Annotated in this window: 10 protein-coding genes and 2 pseudogenes; 4 read left to right on the top strand and 8 right to left on the bottom strand. The window is 63.8% G+C overall.

The annotated features are described in order from the left end of the window. Window positions 1-4: 4 nt before the first annotated feature. The 8 genes from tsaE to X757_RS158020 form a co-directional block, all read right to left on the bottom strand. The gene (gene tsaE, locus X757_RS157985; protein WP_023672299.1) at window positions 5-1516 is read right to left on the bottom strand and encodes a tRNA (adenosine(37)-N6)-threonylcarbamoyltransferase complex ATPase subunit type 1 TsaE; all 1512 of its coding nucleotides are present in this window, start codon (window positions 1514-1516) and stop codon (window positions 5-7) included. An 8-nt stretch (window positions 1517-1524) separates the two neighbouring features. Next, a complete protein-coding gene (locus tag X757_RS157990) occupies window positions 1525-4089 on the bottom strand; it encodes a PAS domain-containing sensor histidine kinase (RefSeq protein ID WP_023672300.1) in 2565 nt (854 codons plus the stop codon). A 308-nt stretch (window positions 4090-4397) separates the two neighbouring features. Further along, window positions 4398-5798, bottom strand: coding sequence for an adenosylhomocysteinase (gene ahcY, locus X757_RS157995; RefSeq protein ID WP_023681401.1), 1401 nt, complete (start codon window positions 5796-5798; stop codon window positions 4398-4400). A 207-nt stretch (window positions 5799-6005) separates the two neighbouring features. Further along, window positions 6006-6296, bottom strand: coding sequence for an HPr family phosphocarrier protein (locus tag X757_RS158000; RefSeq protein WP_023672303.1), 291 nt, complete (start codon window positions 6294-6296; stop codon window positions 6006-6008). Beyond that, window positions 6293-6694, bottom strand: coding sequence for a PTS sugar transporter subunit IIA (locus X757_RS158005; protein ID WP_023672304.1), 402 nt, complete (start codon window positions 6692-6694; stop codon window positions 6293-6295). Before X757_RS158005 ends, X757_RS158000 begins: the two co-directional genes overlap by 4 nt. A gap of 164 nt (window positions 6695-6858) precedes the next feature. Further along, complete coding sequence (locus tag X757_RS158010; RefSeq protein WP_023672306.1) at window positions 6859-7320, bottom strand: HPr kinase/phosphorylase; 462 nt, start codon at window positions 7318-7320, stop codon at window positions 6859-6861. A gap of 12 nt (window positions 7321-7332) precedes the next feature. Beyond that, window positions 7333-9114 (bottom strand): sensor histidine kinase, encoded by a 1782-nt coding sequence (locus X757_RS158015; protein ID WP_023672307.1) that lies wholly within the window; start codon window positions 9112-9114, stop codon window positions 7333-7335. An 84-nt stretch (window positions 9115-9198) separates the two neighbouring features. Next, complete coding sequence (locus X757_RS158020) at window positions 9199-9900, bottom strand: response regulator transcription factor (RefSeq protein ID WP_023725569.1); 702 nt, start codon at window positions 9898-9900, stop codon at window positions 9199-9201. Window positions 9901-10246: 346 nt separating this feature from the next. On the opposite strand from X757_RS158020, the gene X757_RS158025 reads away from it, so the two are divergent. The 4 genes and pseudogenes from X757_RS158025 to X757_RS01000000164620 all read left to right on the top strand — a co-directional run. Continuing rightward, window positions 10247-11857: a phosphoenolpyruvate carboxykinase gene (locus X757_RS158025; protein WP_023695997.1), complete on the top strand. Its 1611-nt coding sequence runs from the start codon at window positions 10247-10249 to the stop codon at window positions 11855-11857. A gap of 86 nt (window positions 11858-11943) precedes the next feature. After that, entirely contained in the window at window positions 11944-12378 is a 435-nt protein-coding gene (gene arfB / locus X757_RS158030) for an alternative ribosome rescue aminoacyl-tRNA hydrolase ArfB (protein WP_023725568.1), read from the top strand. A 158-nt stretch (window positions 12379-12536) separates the two neighbouring features. Further along, window positions 12537-12863, top strand: a pseudogene (locus X757_RS158035) (alpha-ketoglutarate-dependent dioxygenase AlkB); the annotation flags it as partial. A gap of 97 nt (window positions 12864-12960) precedes the next feature. Continuing rightward, window positions 12961-14164, top strand: a pseudogene (locus X757_RS01000000164620) (IS256 family transposase); the annotation flags it as partial.

Raw genomic sequence — 14164 nt, 5'->3', positions numbered from 1 at the left:
AAGGTCACGGGAGCCGTTCCTCCAGCAGGCCATGTGCCATGTAAAACTCCTTCAACTGAGCCAGCGCCGGGTGCGCCAGCGCCCGCCTGAGATAATCGCGGATGCGCGGCAGGTGTCGGAGATAATAGGGCTTGCCGTCGCGCTTTTCGAGCCGCACGAAAATGCCGAGGATCTTCGAATTGCGCTGCGCCGCCATGATCGCATAGGCCGCGCGGAAGGCGTCCTCATCGAAGCCGCCGGCGGCGTGGCGCGCAGCGACATAGGCGTCCACGGTCCGCTGCTCGATATCGGGCGAAACGGTGACGCGGGCATCCATGGCCAGCGACGCAACGTCATAGGCCGCCGGACCCATCAGCGCGTCCTGGACATCGACGATGCCCAGCCGGTCGTGGCCTTTGCGGTCACCGCGCCAGATGATGTTGGGCGAATGGAAGTCGCGCAGCATCAGCGTGTATTCCTGTGTGTCCAGCCGATCGAGAACCGCGTTCCATTCCCTGTGATAGCCGGCGCGTAAAGCCTCGCTTGCCGGGCTGCCGGTCACCATCGGCACATACCAATCGACCAAGAGATCGGCTTCGATCAGCATGGCGGCGCGATCGAAGGGCGGCACCTCGTGGAAGACGCCCGGCACGGCCTCCATGCGCTGCGGCCAGGTCTTCCCATGCATCATCGCCAGCAATTCGGCCGCTGCCGCGTAGCGCTCGGCCACCGGCTCATCATTGCCGTCGAGAAAACCTTCCGAGCCCAGATGCTCCAGCAGCAGAAAGCCCCGTTCGAGATCCTCGGCATGGATTTTTGGGACACTGACACCTTGCGCCAGCAGCGCCTTGTCGATGGCGACGAAAGCGGTGACCGACTGCGCCGTGTGGGCGATCACGGCATAGGGCTTGCCGTCGCGCACCGGCGGCCCCAGCACCAGCCTTGGCGAATTCATCAGCACGCGCGGCGCAAGGCCGGCGAGCGAAACAATCTCGTAAGAGCGCGCCGAGGCGTCGCCGACGAAATGGCGCCGCGCGGCGTCGCCCCAACCGGCCGTTTTGAGGAAATCGCGCATCGCCAGCGATCGGGCCACGCGTTCGAAGGCAACGCCTTGGCCCGATAGTTTCGCCAATCGTCCTTCGTCCTGATGGACGAGTTCGATCCAGATCGACGTTCTCGGAAGAGCGGCCTCCGCCCGTTCCGGCCACTCGACAAGGGCAGCGCCCTGCAGCAGCGCCTCGTCGAAACCCAGCTCGTCCATCTCGCCGGCCGAGGACAGGCGATAGAGATCGAAATGGTGCACGGGGATGCGCGTGTCGTAGCTTTGCACCAAGGTGAAGGTAGGGCTCGGCACATCGAGGCCGGCATCATCGGCCAGCGCCCTGATCAGGGCCCGCGCCAGCGTCGACTTGCCGGCGCCGAGATCGCCCTTGAGCGCCAGCACGTCGCCCGGCCGCAGCGCCATGGCCAGGTCTTCGCCGAGCCTTGCGGTCGCAGCCTCGTCGGCGAGAAAACGCTCCAGCACAACAACGGTCATCGAGCGCGCTACTCGGCCGCGGCGCGGATGCCCGACGGTGCATCGGGGAAGGTGCAGATGACGGTGGTGCCCTTGTCCTTGCCGGTCTCGATGCGCACGCTGCCGCCGTGCAGCTCGACAAAGCTCTTGACGATCGACAGGCCTAAGCCCGCACCGCGCCGGCGCCCGCCATTGGTGCGCGGCTCGAAGCGGCGGAACACCGAATCGAGCAGGTCCGGCGGCATGCCGGGGCCGTTGTCATGGACGGAGAATTCCACACCTTGCTCCAAATGCCGGCAGGCAAGCGTGATAGTGCTCGCCTCCGGCGCGTAATTGGCGGCGTTGCTGAGCAGATTGTAGAGGATCTGGCGAACCCGGGTCTCGTCGCCGTGAAAACTCTTCGGCGCCGCAGCGGCGTCGATCCGGAGCTTGATCGAATGCTCTTGCAGCCGGTCGGCGACCAGTTCGGCCGCGGCCTCGATGGTGCGCTCGACGCTTACTTCCGAAATGTCGAGCTGCATGATGCCGGCGTCGACGGTGGCGAGGTCGAGTATGTCGTTGACGATGGTGAGCAGCACCGAGGATGACGAGCCGACATGCTCGACATATTCGCGCTGCTTTGGGCTGAGCGGCCCGGTCGCCGGCAGCGACAGAAGCTCGGTGAAGCCGATGATGTTGGTCAGCGGCGAGCGCAGCTCGTAGGAGACATGCTGCACGAACTCGTTCTTCAGCTGGTCGGATTTCTGCAGCGCTTCGTTCTTGTCCTTCAGCGCGCGCTCGACATTGACGCTGTCGGTGACGTCCACAAAGGTCATCATCACCTGGCCGTTGGGCAGCGGGATGACGGCGTAGCTGAGCACTGTGCCGTTCTTCAGTTCGGTCTGGCCATGGCGGTCGCGGCGCTCGTCGTCGAAACCGGTGATGGCGGCGACGAACCCGCCCCACGGGCTGTCGACGGCGCGCTGGTCGCTGAGATCGCGGATCGCCGAGACATGGACGTTGGGCTTGATCACATCCTGGCTCAGTCCCCACAGCGCGACAAAGGCCGGGTTCGACAGGCGCAGCCGCCCATCGGGACCGAACACGGCGACGCCTTCGGCCAAATTGTCGAGCGTTTCGCCCTGGACCCGCACCGCCGTCTGGTAGCGGCTTTCGAGGTCCATCTTCTCGGTCAGGTTCTCGAACACCCAGGTCACGCCGCCCTTCGGCTGCGGGTTGGCCACCACGCGGATGGTCTTGCCGTCGGGCAGATGCCACCAATGCTCTTGCGATTCCACCGCGCGGTAGGCGCCAAGCAGGCCTTCTTTCCAGCGCCGCCATTCCGGCTGCTCGGCGATCTTGCCTTCGCTGCGCAGCCGGTCGAGCAGCAGCGCATTGTCGGGCGCGCTGTGCAGGAAGCCCGGGTCCAGCCCCCACAGTTTCTGGAACGCCTGGTTGAAGAAGCGCAACTTCTCGTTGGCATCGAAGATCGCCACCGCCGTGTTGAGCTGGTCGAGCGTGTCGGCATGGCTGCGCACCGTGCGCTCATATTCGCCGCGAATGGTTTCGGTGGCGCTGGTGTCGCAGGCAAGACCGGCCGAGCCGTCGGCACCGGCGAAGTCGGTGACGGCGAACACCCGGCGGTCGCCCTCGATCACCGTCGACAGCGTCTGTTCGAAGATCGGGCGCGATTTGTGCTGCGCGGCGATCTGTTCGCGCGCCTGGGCGCCGAGGAATTCCTTGGCTTCGCGCACCGCGGTCTCGGCGTTCGGTGCCTCGACCGCTCCGGCATAGGCACGGTTGACCCATTTCAGCCGCCCGTCGGTGGCGCGCAGCCAGGCCGGCATCGGCAAGGCGTCGAGCAGGCCGATCATGGTCTCGTAGTCGGCGGCCAGCCGCTGGTTCTCGATCTTCAGCCTGGCTTGGCTCCTCTGAGTTTCCGACAGCGAGACGAAGCGCACCAGCACATGCGCGGCGCTCTTGCGGCCATGCACTTCAAGCGGCGCCCCGGCCTGCGATTCGATCACGAGATCAAAGGGTTTCGCTTTCTCGCGCAGACCAGCGACGGCATTTTCGAGCGCCGCCGCCGAGCGCGGCATCAGCCAGCGGCCGAAGGCGAGGAAGGCTGCACGGTCGTCCGGCGCACCGCTTTCCAGCGGCAGCGTGCCGATCAGCTCCGGCTTCTTGTTCTCCGACGCCCAGACGATGACGCGCTGGTCACGCAGATTGAGCAGCGCCTCGGAGCGCTGCAGCGCCGCATTGATGTCGGCAATGCGGGCTCTGAGTTCGACATTCTGCGCCGAGGTGCGGGCTCTTTCGCGGATCAGGAAGATGGCCGAGACCAGTGCCGCGCCCATGACGCCGACGAACATGGCGAGCTGGATGACTTCGACCGCGCTGACCGACAGTCCGGCCTTCTGCGCAATGGCCGGCTCGGCATGGGCGGCAAACGAGGTGAGCGGGCCGGCAAGAGCTGAGGTGGCAAGAAAGCCGGCGGTGCGGGCGCCAACGCGCCTCTTCAGGCCACCGCCTGTCGTGACGGAGCCATTGCTATCGGAATCGTCATGGCCGCCGGAAACGGCCGATCCCGCGCGAGGCGGGTTTTCCCCCGGCATGCCTTGGTCCTCTTCGCCGCCTGAATGCAAGACCGCCTAGATCAGGATCACGTTTGATGGAAACGCCCTTCTGACCTAACTCTTTTCTAAAGGGCATGATCTTTTCCGAAAACCGCTTCCCACTTTTCGCTGACGCGGTCCTTCGGTTCGAATCATGCTCTCGATGCGTACGCCGGCCTCGTCCCCGGCCCACGAATCAGCACAATAGCGCGTGCTGGAATCGGCGTGAAGAATCATCCGCGCAAAAAAGAAGCCGGGCGAAAAGTCAATCGCCCGGCTTCAATATCTAGTGGTAAACGCCGCTTTGGCTAATAGCGGTAGTGTTCCGGCTTGAACGGACCCTGCGGGGTCACGCCGATATAGGCGGCCTGTTCGCCGGAAAGTTCGGTCAAGCGGGCTCCAAGCTTGTCGAGATGCAGACGCGCCACCTTCTCGTCGAGGTGCTTGGGCAGCACATAGACCTGGTTCTGGTACTGGCCGGGCTTGGTGTAGAGCTCGATCTGCGCCAGCACCTGATTGGTGAACGAAGCCGACATCACGAAGCTCGGATGACCGGTCGCGTTGCCGAGGTTGAGCAGGCGCCCCTCGGACAGCAGGATCATCCGCTTGCCGTCCGGGAAGGTTATCATGTCGACCTGCGGCTTGACGTTGGTCCATTGCAGGTTGCGCAGCGACGCGACCTGGATCTCATTGTCGAAGTGGCCGATATTGCCGACGATCACCATGTCCTTCATCGAGCGCATGTGGTCGAGGGTGACGACATCCTTGTTGCCGGTGGTGGTGATGACGATGTCGGCGGTCGGTGCGGCATCTTCCAGCGTGACGACTTCAAAGCCGTCCATCGCCGCTTGCAGCGCGCAGATCGGATCGACTTCGGTGACCTTGACGCGGGCGCCGGCGCCCTTGAGCGAAGCCGACGAGCCCTTGCCGACGTCGCCATAGCCGCAGACGACCGCAACCTTGCCGGCCATCATGGTGTCGGTGCCGCGGCGGATGCCGTCGACCAGCGATTCCTTGCAGCCATATTTGTTGTCGAACTTCGACTTGGTGACCGAGTCGTTGACGTTGATCGCGGGGAACGGCAGCAGGCCCTTCTTCTGCAGCTGGTAGAGCCGGTTGACGCCCGTCGTCGTCTCTTCGGTGACGCCGCGAATGGCTTCCTTCTGCTTGGTGAAGAAGCCGGGCGAGGCCTTCAGGCGCTTCTTGACCTGGGCGTAGAAGTATTCCTCTTCCTCGCTCTGCGGGTTGGACAGCACGTCCTCGCCGGCCTCGGCGCGGGCGCCGATCAGTATGTACATCGTGGCGTCGCCGCCATCGTCGAGGATCATGTTGGAGAGGCCGCCATCGGCCCACTGGAAGATCCTGTCGGTGTAGTCCCAATACTCCTCGAGCGACTCGCCCTTGACGGCGAACACCGGGATGCCGGCCTCGGCGATGGCTGCGGCCGCATGGTCCTGGGTCGAGAAGATGTTGCACGAGGCCCAGCGGATATCGGCGCCAAGCGCCTTCAGCGTCTCGATCAGCACCGCAGTCTGGATGGTCATGTGCAGCGAGCCGGTGATGCGCGCACCTTTCAACGGCTTCTTGTCGCCGAATTCCTCGCGGCAGGCCATCAGGCCCGGCATTTCGGTTTCGGCGATATCGAGTTCCTTGCGGCCCCAGCCGGCAAGCGAGATGTCGGCGACCACATAGTCCTTGCTACCTGTCATGGCAGTGCTCCGGTGTGATTTGTCTTCAGAATGCGCCTGCGCCACACGGCGCGTCGAAGGGCGCGGAATGCCGGCCTGACTAGCAGATCGCCGCCAAGACGACAATGGGATATAAAGAAATCTTTATGCGCGTATGTGTTTTACGGGGATGCATGCCGCCCAAAAGTATCCCGCGGTTTTGGGACAACGGCGTTCAAAGCAAAAACTTCAGCACTCTTCGCCGAAGCGCGAGGCGACCAGCTGCTCCAGCGCGTCCATCGCCGCTGCGGCTTCAGCGCCGCTGGCGGTGACGCGGATCGAATAACCGGGGCTCGCCGCCAGCATCATCAGCCCCATGATCGAGGTGCCGCCGACCTTGAGACCATCCTTCTCGACATGGACGGTGGCGTCGAAGCCGCTGGCGACCTGGACGAACTTCGCCGAGGCGCGCGCATGCAGGCCGCGCTGGTTGACGATCGGGAACTCGCGCACGATCTCACCGGGCGACAGCGCGTTCATTTGCTGCTCAGCAGCTGACTTGCGACATTGATGTATTTGCGCCCCGCGGCCTGCGCCTCGTCGAGCGCGGTCGCCATGTTGTCGCCCTTGCGGATCGACGACAGCTTGATCAGCATCGGCAGGTTCATGCCGGCGATGACCTCGGTGCGACCGGATTCCATCACCGAAATGGCGAGGTTGGAAGGCGTGCCGCCGAACATATCGGTCAGAACGATGACCCCGGTCCCGGTGTCGACGCGGCCGACGGCGTCGACGATATCGCGCCGACGCTGCTCCATATCGTCATCGGCGCCGATTGCCACGGTTTCGAAATTGTCTTGTGGCCCCACGACATGTTCCACGGCATGGCGGAACTCGGCGGCCAGTTGACCGTGCGTTACAAGCACGAGTCCGATCATTCTATGGTGGCTCCCGTCATCGCCGCTTCACAGGCGCTTTTTATGCTCGCCGGCCATCCCAGGCGGCGGGAGCGCTATCTTGTCGACGCGCGGCGCGTTGACAAGCCCAAAATTGCGTCGGCCATGGCCAATTTGACGCATTGCAGCAAAAAACCGGCGGCGGATCATACGAAAGGCGCAATCGCCAGCCGCGCCATTACCGCCGGCAAAGCCGCAGTGACGTTGCGCTGAACGAGGTCGATGCGCGGCACCACACAGCCGGCAATGGTCGCGCTCGACTCTTCCTGGAAACGCTCCACAGCGTTAGCGGCAACCAGCTGGATCGTAAGGTCGATGACTCCCACAGGTTGGAACAAAAGCGGCTTCGGACCAAGTCCGGGCACCTCTGCGAGGCCGGCAATGCTGGCGGGCGCATGGCAGACCAGCCGCCCGAAACGCGCCGCGACAAACAGCTGGTCGTCGCCGATCAGCCGCGCAAACAGCCCGAGCCGGCTGAAATGGTCGATGAGCGCCAGCGCCAGCGTTGTCTTGCCCGAGCCGGACGGCCCGGTGATCAGGACGCCCCGCTCGCCAATCAGGACTGCGGTGGCATGGATGTTCTCGGGTTCCGCGGTGGGATCGGGCATGCGCAGCCGTGATCAGCCTTCGGCCGGCAGCGTAACGACGAAGCGCGCGCCCTTGATGTCGCCGGGCTTGGTGCCGGGGATGTTCTCGGCGGTCAGCGTGCCGCCATGGGCTTCGACGATCTGCCTGGATATCGACAGGCCAAGCCCCGAATTCTGGCCGAACGCCTCGCCCGCCGGGCGGTCGGTGTAGAAGCGCTCGAAGATGCGGTCGATGGCGTCGGCGCGGATTCCGGGGCCGTTGTCGTCGACGGTGACGATGTTGACCTTGCCCGAGCGTGCCAGGGAAATGGCGATATGGCCGTGGTCCTCCGGCACGAAGGAGCGGGCATTCTCGATCAGATTGGTGATGACCTGGCCGATCCTCAGATCATGGCCGGTGACGAAATAGCCTTTGACGCCTTGCGGCAGCTTGGCGGCCTTGAATTCGATCTCGACAGCCTTTTTGTTGCGCGTCGCTTCGCGCGACACGGCGACGAGATCGGTAATGAATTTCTTCAAATCGACCGTGGCGGCATCCTCACGCGCCAGTTCGGCGTCGAGGCGCGAGGCATCGGAAATGTCGGTGATCAGCCGGTCGAGACGCCGGACATCGTGCTGGATGATCTCCATCAGCCTGCCGCGTGAATTGTCGTTCTTGGCCAGCGGCAAGGTCTCCACCGCGCTGCGCAGCGAGGTCAGCGGGTTCTTCAGCTCGTGCGAGACATCGGCGGCGAAGCTTTCGATCGCCTCGATGCGGGCATAGAGCGCATTGGTCATGTCGCGCACCGCGACCGACAAATTGCCGATCTCGTCCTGGCGGTCGGAAAAGTCGGGGATCTCCTCGCGGCTCTTGACGCCGCGCCGCACCCGCACTGCCGCCGCCGATAGCCGGCGCAGCGGATTGGCGATGGTGGATGCGAGCAGCATCGACAGGATGGCGGTGACCAGGGCGGCGATGCCGAACACGCGCAAAATAGCCTTGCGCTCGGCGGCGACGATCTTGTCGATGTCGCCGCCTTCCGTCGACAGCATCAGCACGCCGAGAACGGCGCGGAAGCGCTGGATCGGCACCGCCACCGAAACGATCTGCTCGCCTTGTTCGCTCACCCGCACGATCGTCGATGGACTGCCGGTCAGCGCCTTGACCACTTCCGGGAAGGCCGCACCGTTGCCGCCGGGCTGCTCATGGTAGACGGGCAGGTCCTTGTTGCGGAAGAAGTCGAAGACGAATTTCTGCACGCGCTCCAGCATATCCGGCTGCTCGTCCTCGACCGGCGGCAGGTCGTAGCGCAGGATCTGGCCGCGCGAATAGAGATGGCGCGAATCGAGCAGCAGATTGGCGTCGCGGTCATAGATGCGGGCCCGGGTGCGCGTCGGCGAAATCAGCCGCCGCAGCACCGGCGCGACGCGCTCGGGATTGATCGGGAAATCCAGATTGTCGAGCTGGTCTGAGCCCGGCCCCAGGCTTTCACCGGCCTGCAGTTCGAGCAGTTTTTCCGGATCGATGCTGATCGAATCGGTCTCGACCGTTGCCGACGCGGCAATGGCGCCGGCGATGATCTCGCCCTGCGTCATCAGGCTTTCGACGCGGGCGTCGATCAGCCCGTCGCGGAAGGTGTTGAGATAGAGGATGCCGGTGACCAGCACGGCGAGGCCGGCCAGGTTGAGGAACAGGATGCGCCGGGTCAGGCTGGAAAAGATGTGGTGGCCGAGGAAGCGGCGCATCGGCACCGTCAACCTCGACAGGAATGCGGGCAGAATCCGCGACCGCCTGACAGCGCTCGTTCGTCTGCTCCGCTGTACATCCACTGCCATCGAATAGCAGCTCCCGCCTAGTCTTTGGTTTTATGCATGTCGTCGTCCCAAAAACGCGACCACTTTTGGGCGACATGCATCAACTCAAGCTTCGCGGAACCGGTATCCGACTCCGTAAAGGGTTTCGATCATTTCGAAGTCGTCATCGACGGCCTTGAACTTCTTGCGCAGCCGCTTGATGTGGCTATCGATGGTGCGGTCGTCGACATAGACCTGCTCATCATAGGCCGAATCCATCAGCGCATCACGGCTTTTTACCACGCCGGGGCGCTGCGCCAGCGAGTGCAGGATGAGAAATTCGGTGACCGTCAGCGTCACCGGCTCGCCCTTCCAGGTGCAGGTATGGCGTTCCTGGTCCATGACCAGCTGGCCGCGTTCCAGCGAACGGGCCTGCTGGCTGGGCGCCTTTGCCGCAGATTCGCGGGCGCTGGCGCGGCGCAGCACGGCGCGCACCCGCTCGACCAGCAGGCGCTGCGAGAACGGTTTGCGGATGAAATCGTCGGCGCCCATCTTGAGGCCGAAAAGCTCATCGATCTCATCGTCCTTCGAGGTCAGGAAGATCACCGGTAGGTCGGACTTCTGCCGCATCCGGCGCAACAGCTCCATGCCGTCCATGCGCGGCATCTTGATGTCGAGGATGGCGAGATTCGGCGGCCGCGCCGCCAGGCCTTCCAGCGCCGACGCACCATCCGTGTAGGTCTCGACGCGATACCCCTCGGACTCGAGGGCGATCGACACCGATGTCAGAATGTTGCGGTCGTCATCGACAAGCGCGATTGTTGCCATTTCAAGCGGCTCCCTCATGAGCTGTCCCTTCTGTCTTAGAGAAGGGGCTTTTGCAGGACAAATTAGGTACAAAATGTGGCACAGGCTCCACCCGCTGTCGCGGACGGCTTGCCGGCGGCCCCATCGGAACCTCTACACGGGTTGGACGAACACTGTGTGCCAATCCTTTGGGCAACCACCGTGATTTTTTGCACATATAAACGATTTAAACAACTTTCAAAATTTTTAAATCGATTAATGATTTGATATCATTCGAGTTTTCTGGTTCTCACCGTCTCAGCCCCTAACGCGGGCTCGCCGGAAACGCGCCGGCAAAGTGCGGCGAATCCAGAAGAAGGGACCCTTGATGTCGGAAGTCGGCAAACGCAATTCTGCTTGCGCGATCGATCGTATCGGCCTGAAAACCACCGGCACGGTGCATTATAATTTTGGTGCGGCCGCCCTTTATGAGGCAGCGATCCGTCGTGGCGAGGCCCGGTTGACCGCCGGCGGCGCGCTGCTTGCCGAGACCGGCCAGCACACTGGCCGCTCGCCCAAGGACAAGTTTGTCGTCCGCGATGGCGCCACCGAGCCCCATGTCTGGTGGGACAACAACAAGGCGATTTCGGCGGGCCAGTTCGAAATGCTGCTCGCCGATTTCCTTGTCCACGCCGCGAATAGCGATCTCTATGTGCAGGACCTCGTCGGCGGCGCCGATGCCGAGCTGAAGCTGCCGACGCGGGTCATCACCGAATTCGCCTGGCACTCGCTGTTCATCCGCAATCTTTTGATCCGCCCGCAGGCCGCCGAGCTCGAGGATTTCGTGCCGGAGATGACGATCATCGACCTGCCGTCCTTCCGCGCCGATCCGGCCCGCCACGGCAGCCGCACCGAAACGGTGATTGCGGTCGATCTCACCCGCAAGATCGTGCTCATCGGCGGCACTTCCTATGCCGGCGAGATGAAGAAATCGGTGTTCACCATGCTCAACTATCTGCTGCCGGAAAAGGGCGTCATGCCGATGCACTGCTCGGCCAATGAGGGCCCGGGCGGCGACGCAGCGATCTTCTTCGGGCTTTCCGGGACGGGCAAGACGACGCTGTCGGCCGATCCGTCACGTACGCTCATCGGCGACGACGAGCACGGCTGGGGACCGCACGGCATCTTCAACTTCGAAGGCGGCTGCTACGCCAAGACGATCCGGCTGTCGGCCGAGGCCGAGCCGGAGATTTTCGCCACCACGCAGCGTTTCGGCACGGTGCTGGAAAATGTCGTGCTCAACGCCGACCGCGTGCCGGACTTCAACGACGGCCGGCTCACCGAAAACACGCGCTGCGCCTATCCGCTGGATTTCATCCCCAATGCCTCGAAGAGCGGACGGGCCAGCCACCCGAAAAACATCATCATGCTGACCGCCGATGCCTTCGGCATCATGCCGCCGATCGCCCGGCTGACCCCGGCGCAGGCGATGTACCACTTCCTCTCCGGCTACACCGCCAAGGTGGCCGGCACCGAGAAGGGCGTTACCGAGCCGGAAGCGACTTTCTCGACCTGCTTCGGCGCCCCGTTCATGCCGCGCCACCCCAAGGAATACGGCAATCTGCTGCGCGAGCTGATCGCCCGCCACGGCGCCGATTGCTGGCTGGTCAACACCGGCTGGACCGGCGGCGCCTACGGCACCGGCAAGCGCATGCCGATCAAGGCGACGCGCGCCTTGCTGGCCGCAGCGCTTGACGGTTCGTTGAAGGCGTCCGGTTTCCGCACCGACGCCAATTTCGGCTTCGAGGTGCCGGTTGCTGTGCCTGGCGTCGACAGCGCCATTCTCGACCCGCGTTCGACCTGGGCCGACAAGGCAGCCTATGACCGGCAGGCAGCGCGATTGGTCGGCATGTTCGCCGTCAACTTCGAGAAATTCGAGAGCCATGTCGATGCCGTCGTGCTCGGCGCAGCACCCCGCCTGCAGGAAGCTGCGGAATAGTCGAGGCGTCTTCACCGAAGCATCCTTGAAAGGCGCGGTCTCGATCGGGCCTTTTCTTTTTTGGTCCGCCGCGCCATGACTGCGGCATGCCTATCGACGACATCATCATATCAGACGAAGCCGTAATCCATCCGGGCGACCTGCACGAGGATTTCATCCGCTCGTCGGGTCCCGGCGGCCAGAACGTCAACAAGGTGGCGACCGCCGTCCAATTGCGCTTCGACGCCGCCAATGCGGCTGGCCTGTCCGCACGCGTGCGCGCGCGCACGATCAAGCTCGCCGGCCAGCGCGCCACCAAGGACGGCGTCATCGTCATCGAGGCCGGCCGCTTCCGCACCCAGGAGCAGAACCGGGCCGATGCCCGGGCAAGGCTGACGGCGCTGGTCGCCAAGGCCGCGGAACCGCCGCCGCCGCCGCGCAAGAAGACCAGGCCGTCGAAAGGCTCGGTGGAGCGGCGGCTGCAAAGCAAGGCAGGGCGCGGCACGATCAAAAAGCTGCGCGGCCGGGTAGAGAACGACTAAGGACCGCGCCGACTGCGTGCATAAAGCGGCCTCCCCTTCGGAGCCGCAGCCGCAAGGTTTCACCATTGCCACAGAAAGGGAGACCGACAACGGTGGCTTTCGGGTCGCCGTTTCTGATTGGCGGTGGCATGGTTTCAGTATCAACCGGAGGCGAAGTCATGCTCGTTCTGCCCAAAGGCGTCCGCCATATGCCTGGTTATCTGTCCCGCGCGGCGCAGGAAGCGCTGGTCGAAGAGGTGAGGACCATTGTACAGCGGGCGCCGCTGTACGTGCCGGCGATGCCGCGGACCGGCAAGGAGATGAGCGTGCGCATGACCAATTGCGGCTCGCTCGGCTGGGTCACCGACAAGGAACTGGGTTATCGCTACCAGCCAACGCACCCACTCACCGGAGAGCCATGGCCGCCGATCCCGGACGCGCTGCTGCAATTGTGGCGGGAGGTCGCCGCCTATCCGAATCCGCCGGAGGCCTGCCTGGTCAATTTCGGTAGTGTGCTGAGAGTTCTGCAAATTCGCTGAGAGGGGGCGGTCATGGCAGGCTGGTGATGTTCAACGTCACCGATTTCCTGGAAGGAACGCCACCATGACCAAGACAGAAGGTAAATCGACCAGCGCTGCCGTCAAAGACATTTTGCTTTCGAACCCGGATGGATTGCACGAAGTGCTCCGTGCGGTGATGCAGGAGGTGCTTGAGGCCGAGATGGACGAGGCGCTGGGTGCCTCGAAGAGCGAGCGCACGCCCGAACGGCTTGGCTATCGCTCGGGCTATTACGGCCGCACCCTTGTGACGCGGGTCGGCAAGCTCGAGCTGCGGGTTCCGCAGGACCGGGCCGGGCGCTTCTCCACCGAGCTGTTCGAGCGCTACCAGCGTTCCGAGCGGGCCTTGGTTGCGACGCTTGCGGAGATGTATGTGCAGGGCGTGTCGACCCGCAAGGTNGTTCCGCAGGACCGGGCCGGGCGCTTCTCCACCGAGCTGTTCGAGCGCTACCAGCGTTCCGAGCGGGCCTTGGTGGCGACACTGGCGGAGATGTATGTGCAGGGCGTGTCGACCCGCAAGGTGAAGGCGATCACGGAAGAACTGTGCGGCCATGCCTTCTCGGCCTCGTCGATCTCGGCCATCAACAAGCGGCTGGACGAGAGCCTCGCTGCCTTTGCCAGGCGCCCCCTTCAAGAGCCGTTTCCTTACCTCATCCTCGATGCGCGCTACGAGAAGGTGCGTGAAGCCGGTGTTGTCATGAGCCAGGCGGTGCTGATAGCGGTCGGTATCGACTGGGACGGAAGGCGCCAGATCCTGGCCGTGGAGATGGCCAATCGCGAGAGCCGCTCGGCCTGGAGGGACTTCCTCGTCGGCCTCAAGGCGCGCGGCCTCAAGGGCGTCGAGTTGGTTGTGTCCATCACGCCGGCCTGGTGGCAGCGATCGGCGAGGTGATCCCCGAAGCCGCCTGGCAACGCTGCTACGTGCACTTCCTCAGGAACGCGCTCGATCATCTGCCGAGGAAGCACGGCGACGACTGCCTGCAGGAATTGCGCTGGCTCTACGACCGGCGCGATCTCGCAGAGGCCAGGGCTGATCTTGCCGCATGGCTTGCCAAATGGTCGGCACGCTATCCGCGCCTGACAGGCTGGGCCGAGGATGCCATCGAACAAACCCTGACCTTCTTCAGGCTGCCCAGACAGCACCACAAGCATCTCAAATCCACCAACATGCTGGAGCGGCTCAACGAGGAAATCCGCCGGCGCACCTATGTCGTGCGCATCTTCCCCAACACCGAAAGCTGCCTGCGCCT

The organism is Mesorhizobium sp. LSHC412B00, assembly GCF_000503035.1.
Classification (GTDB): domain Bacteria; phylum Pseudomonadota; class Alphaproteobacteria; order Rhizobiales; family Rhizobiaceae; genus Mesorhizobium.
This window is presented reverse-complemented; position numbering and strand designations above follow the sequence as displayed.

What these genes read in the sequence shown, in the direction of transcription:
- arfB (WP_023725568.1), top strand. Translation starts at nt 11,944, where the DNA reads ATGCCTATCGACGACATCATCATATCAGACGAAGCCGTAATCCATCCG.
- X757_RS158015 (WP_023672307.1), bottom strand. Translation starts at nt 9,114, where the DNA reads ATGGCAGTGGATGTACAGCGGAGCAGACGAACGAGCGCTGTCAGGCGG.
- X757_RS158005 (WP_023672304.1), bottom strand. Translation starts at nt 6,694, where the DNA reads ATGATCGGACTCGTGCTTGTAACGCACGGTCAACTGGCCGCCGAGTTC.
- X757_RS158010 (WP_023672306.1), bottom strand. Translation starts at nt 7,320, where the DNA reads ATGCCCGATCCCACCGCGGAACCCGAGAACATCCATGCCACCGCAGTC.
- X757_RS158000 (WP_023672303.1), bottom strand. Translation starts at nt 6,296, where the DNA reads ATGAACGCGCTGTCGCCCGGTGAGATCGTGCGCGAGTTCCCGATCGTC.
- X757_RS158025 (WP_023695997.1), top strand. Translation starts at nt 10,247, where the DNA reads ATGTCGGAAGTCGGCAAACGCAATTCTGCTTGCGCGATCGATCGTATC.
- X757_RS158020 (WP_023725569.1), bottom strand. Translation starts at nt 9,900, where the DNA reads ATGGCAACAATCGCGCTTGTCGATGACGACCGCAACATTCTGACATCG.
- tsaE (WP_023672299.1), bottom strand. Translation starts at nt 1,516, where the DNA reads ATGACCGTTGTTGTGCTGGAGCGTTTTCTCGCCGACGAGGCTGCGACC.
- X757_RS157990 (WP_023672300.1), bottom strand. Translation starts at nt 4,089, where the DNA reads ATGCCGGGGGAAAACCCGCCTCGCGCGGGATCGGCCGTTTCCGGCGGC.
- ahcY (WP_023681401.1), bottom strand. Translation starts at nt 5,798, where the DNA reads ATGACAGGTAGCAAGGACTATGTGGTCGCCGACATCTCGCTTGCCGGC.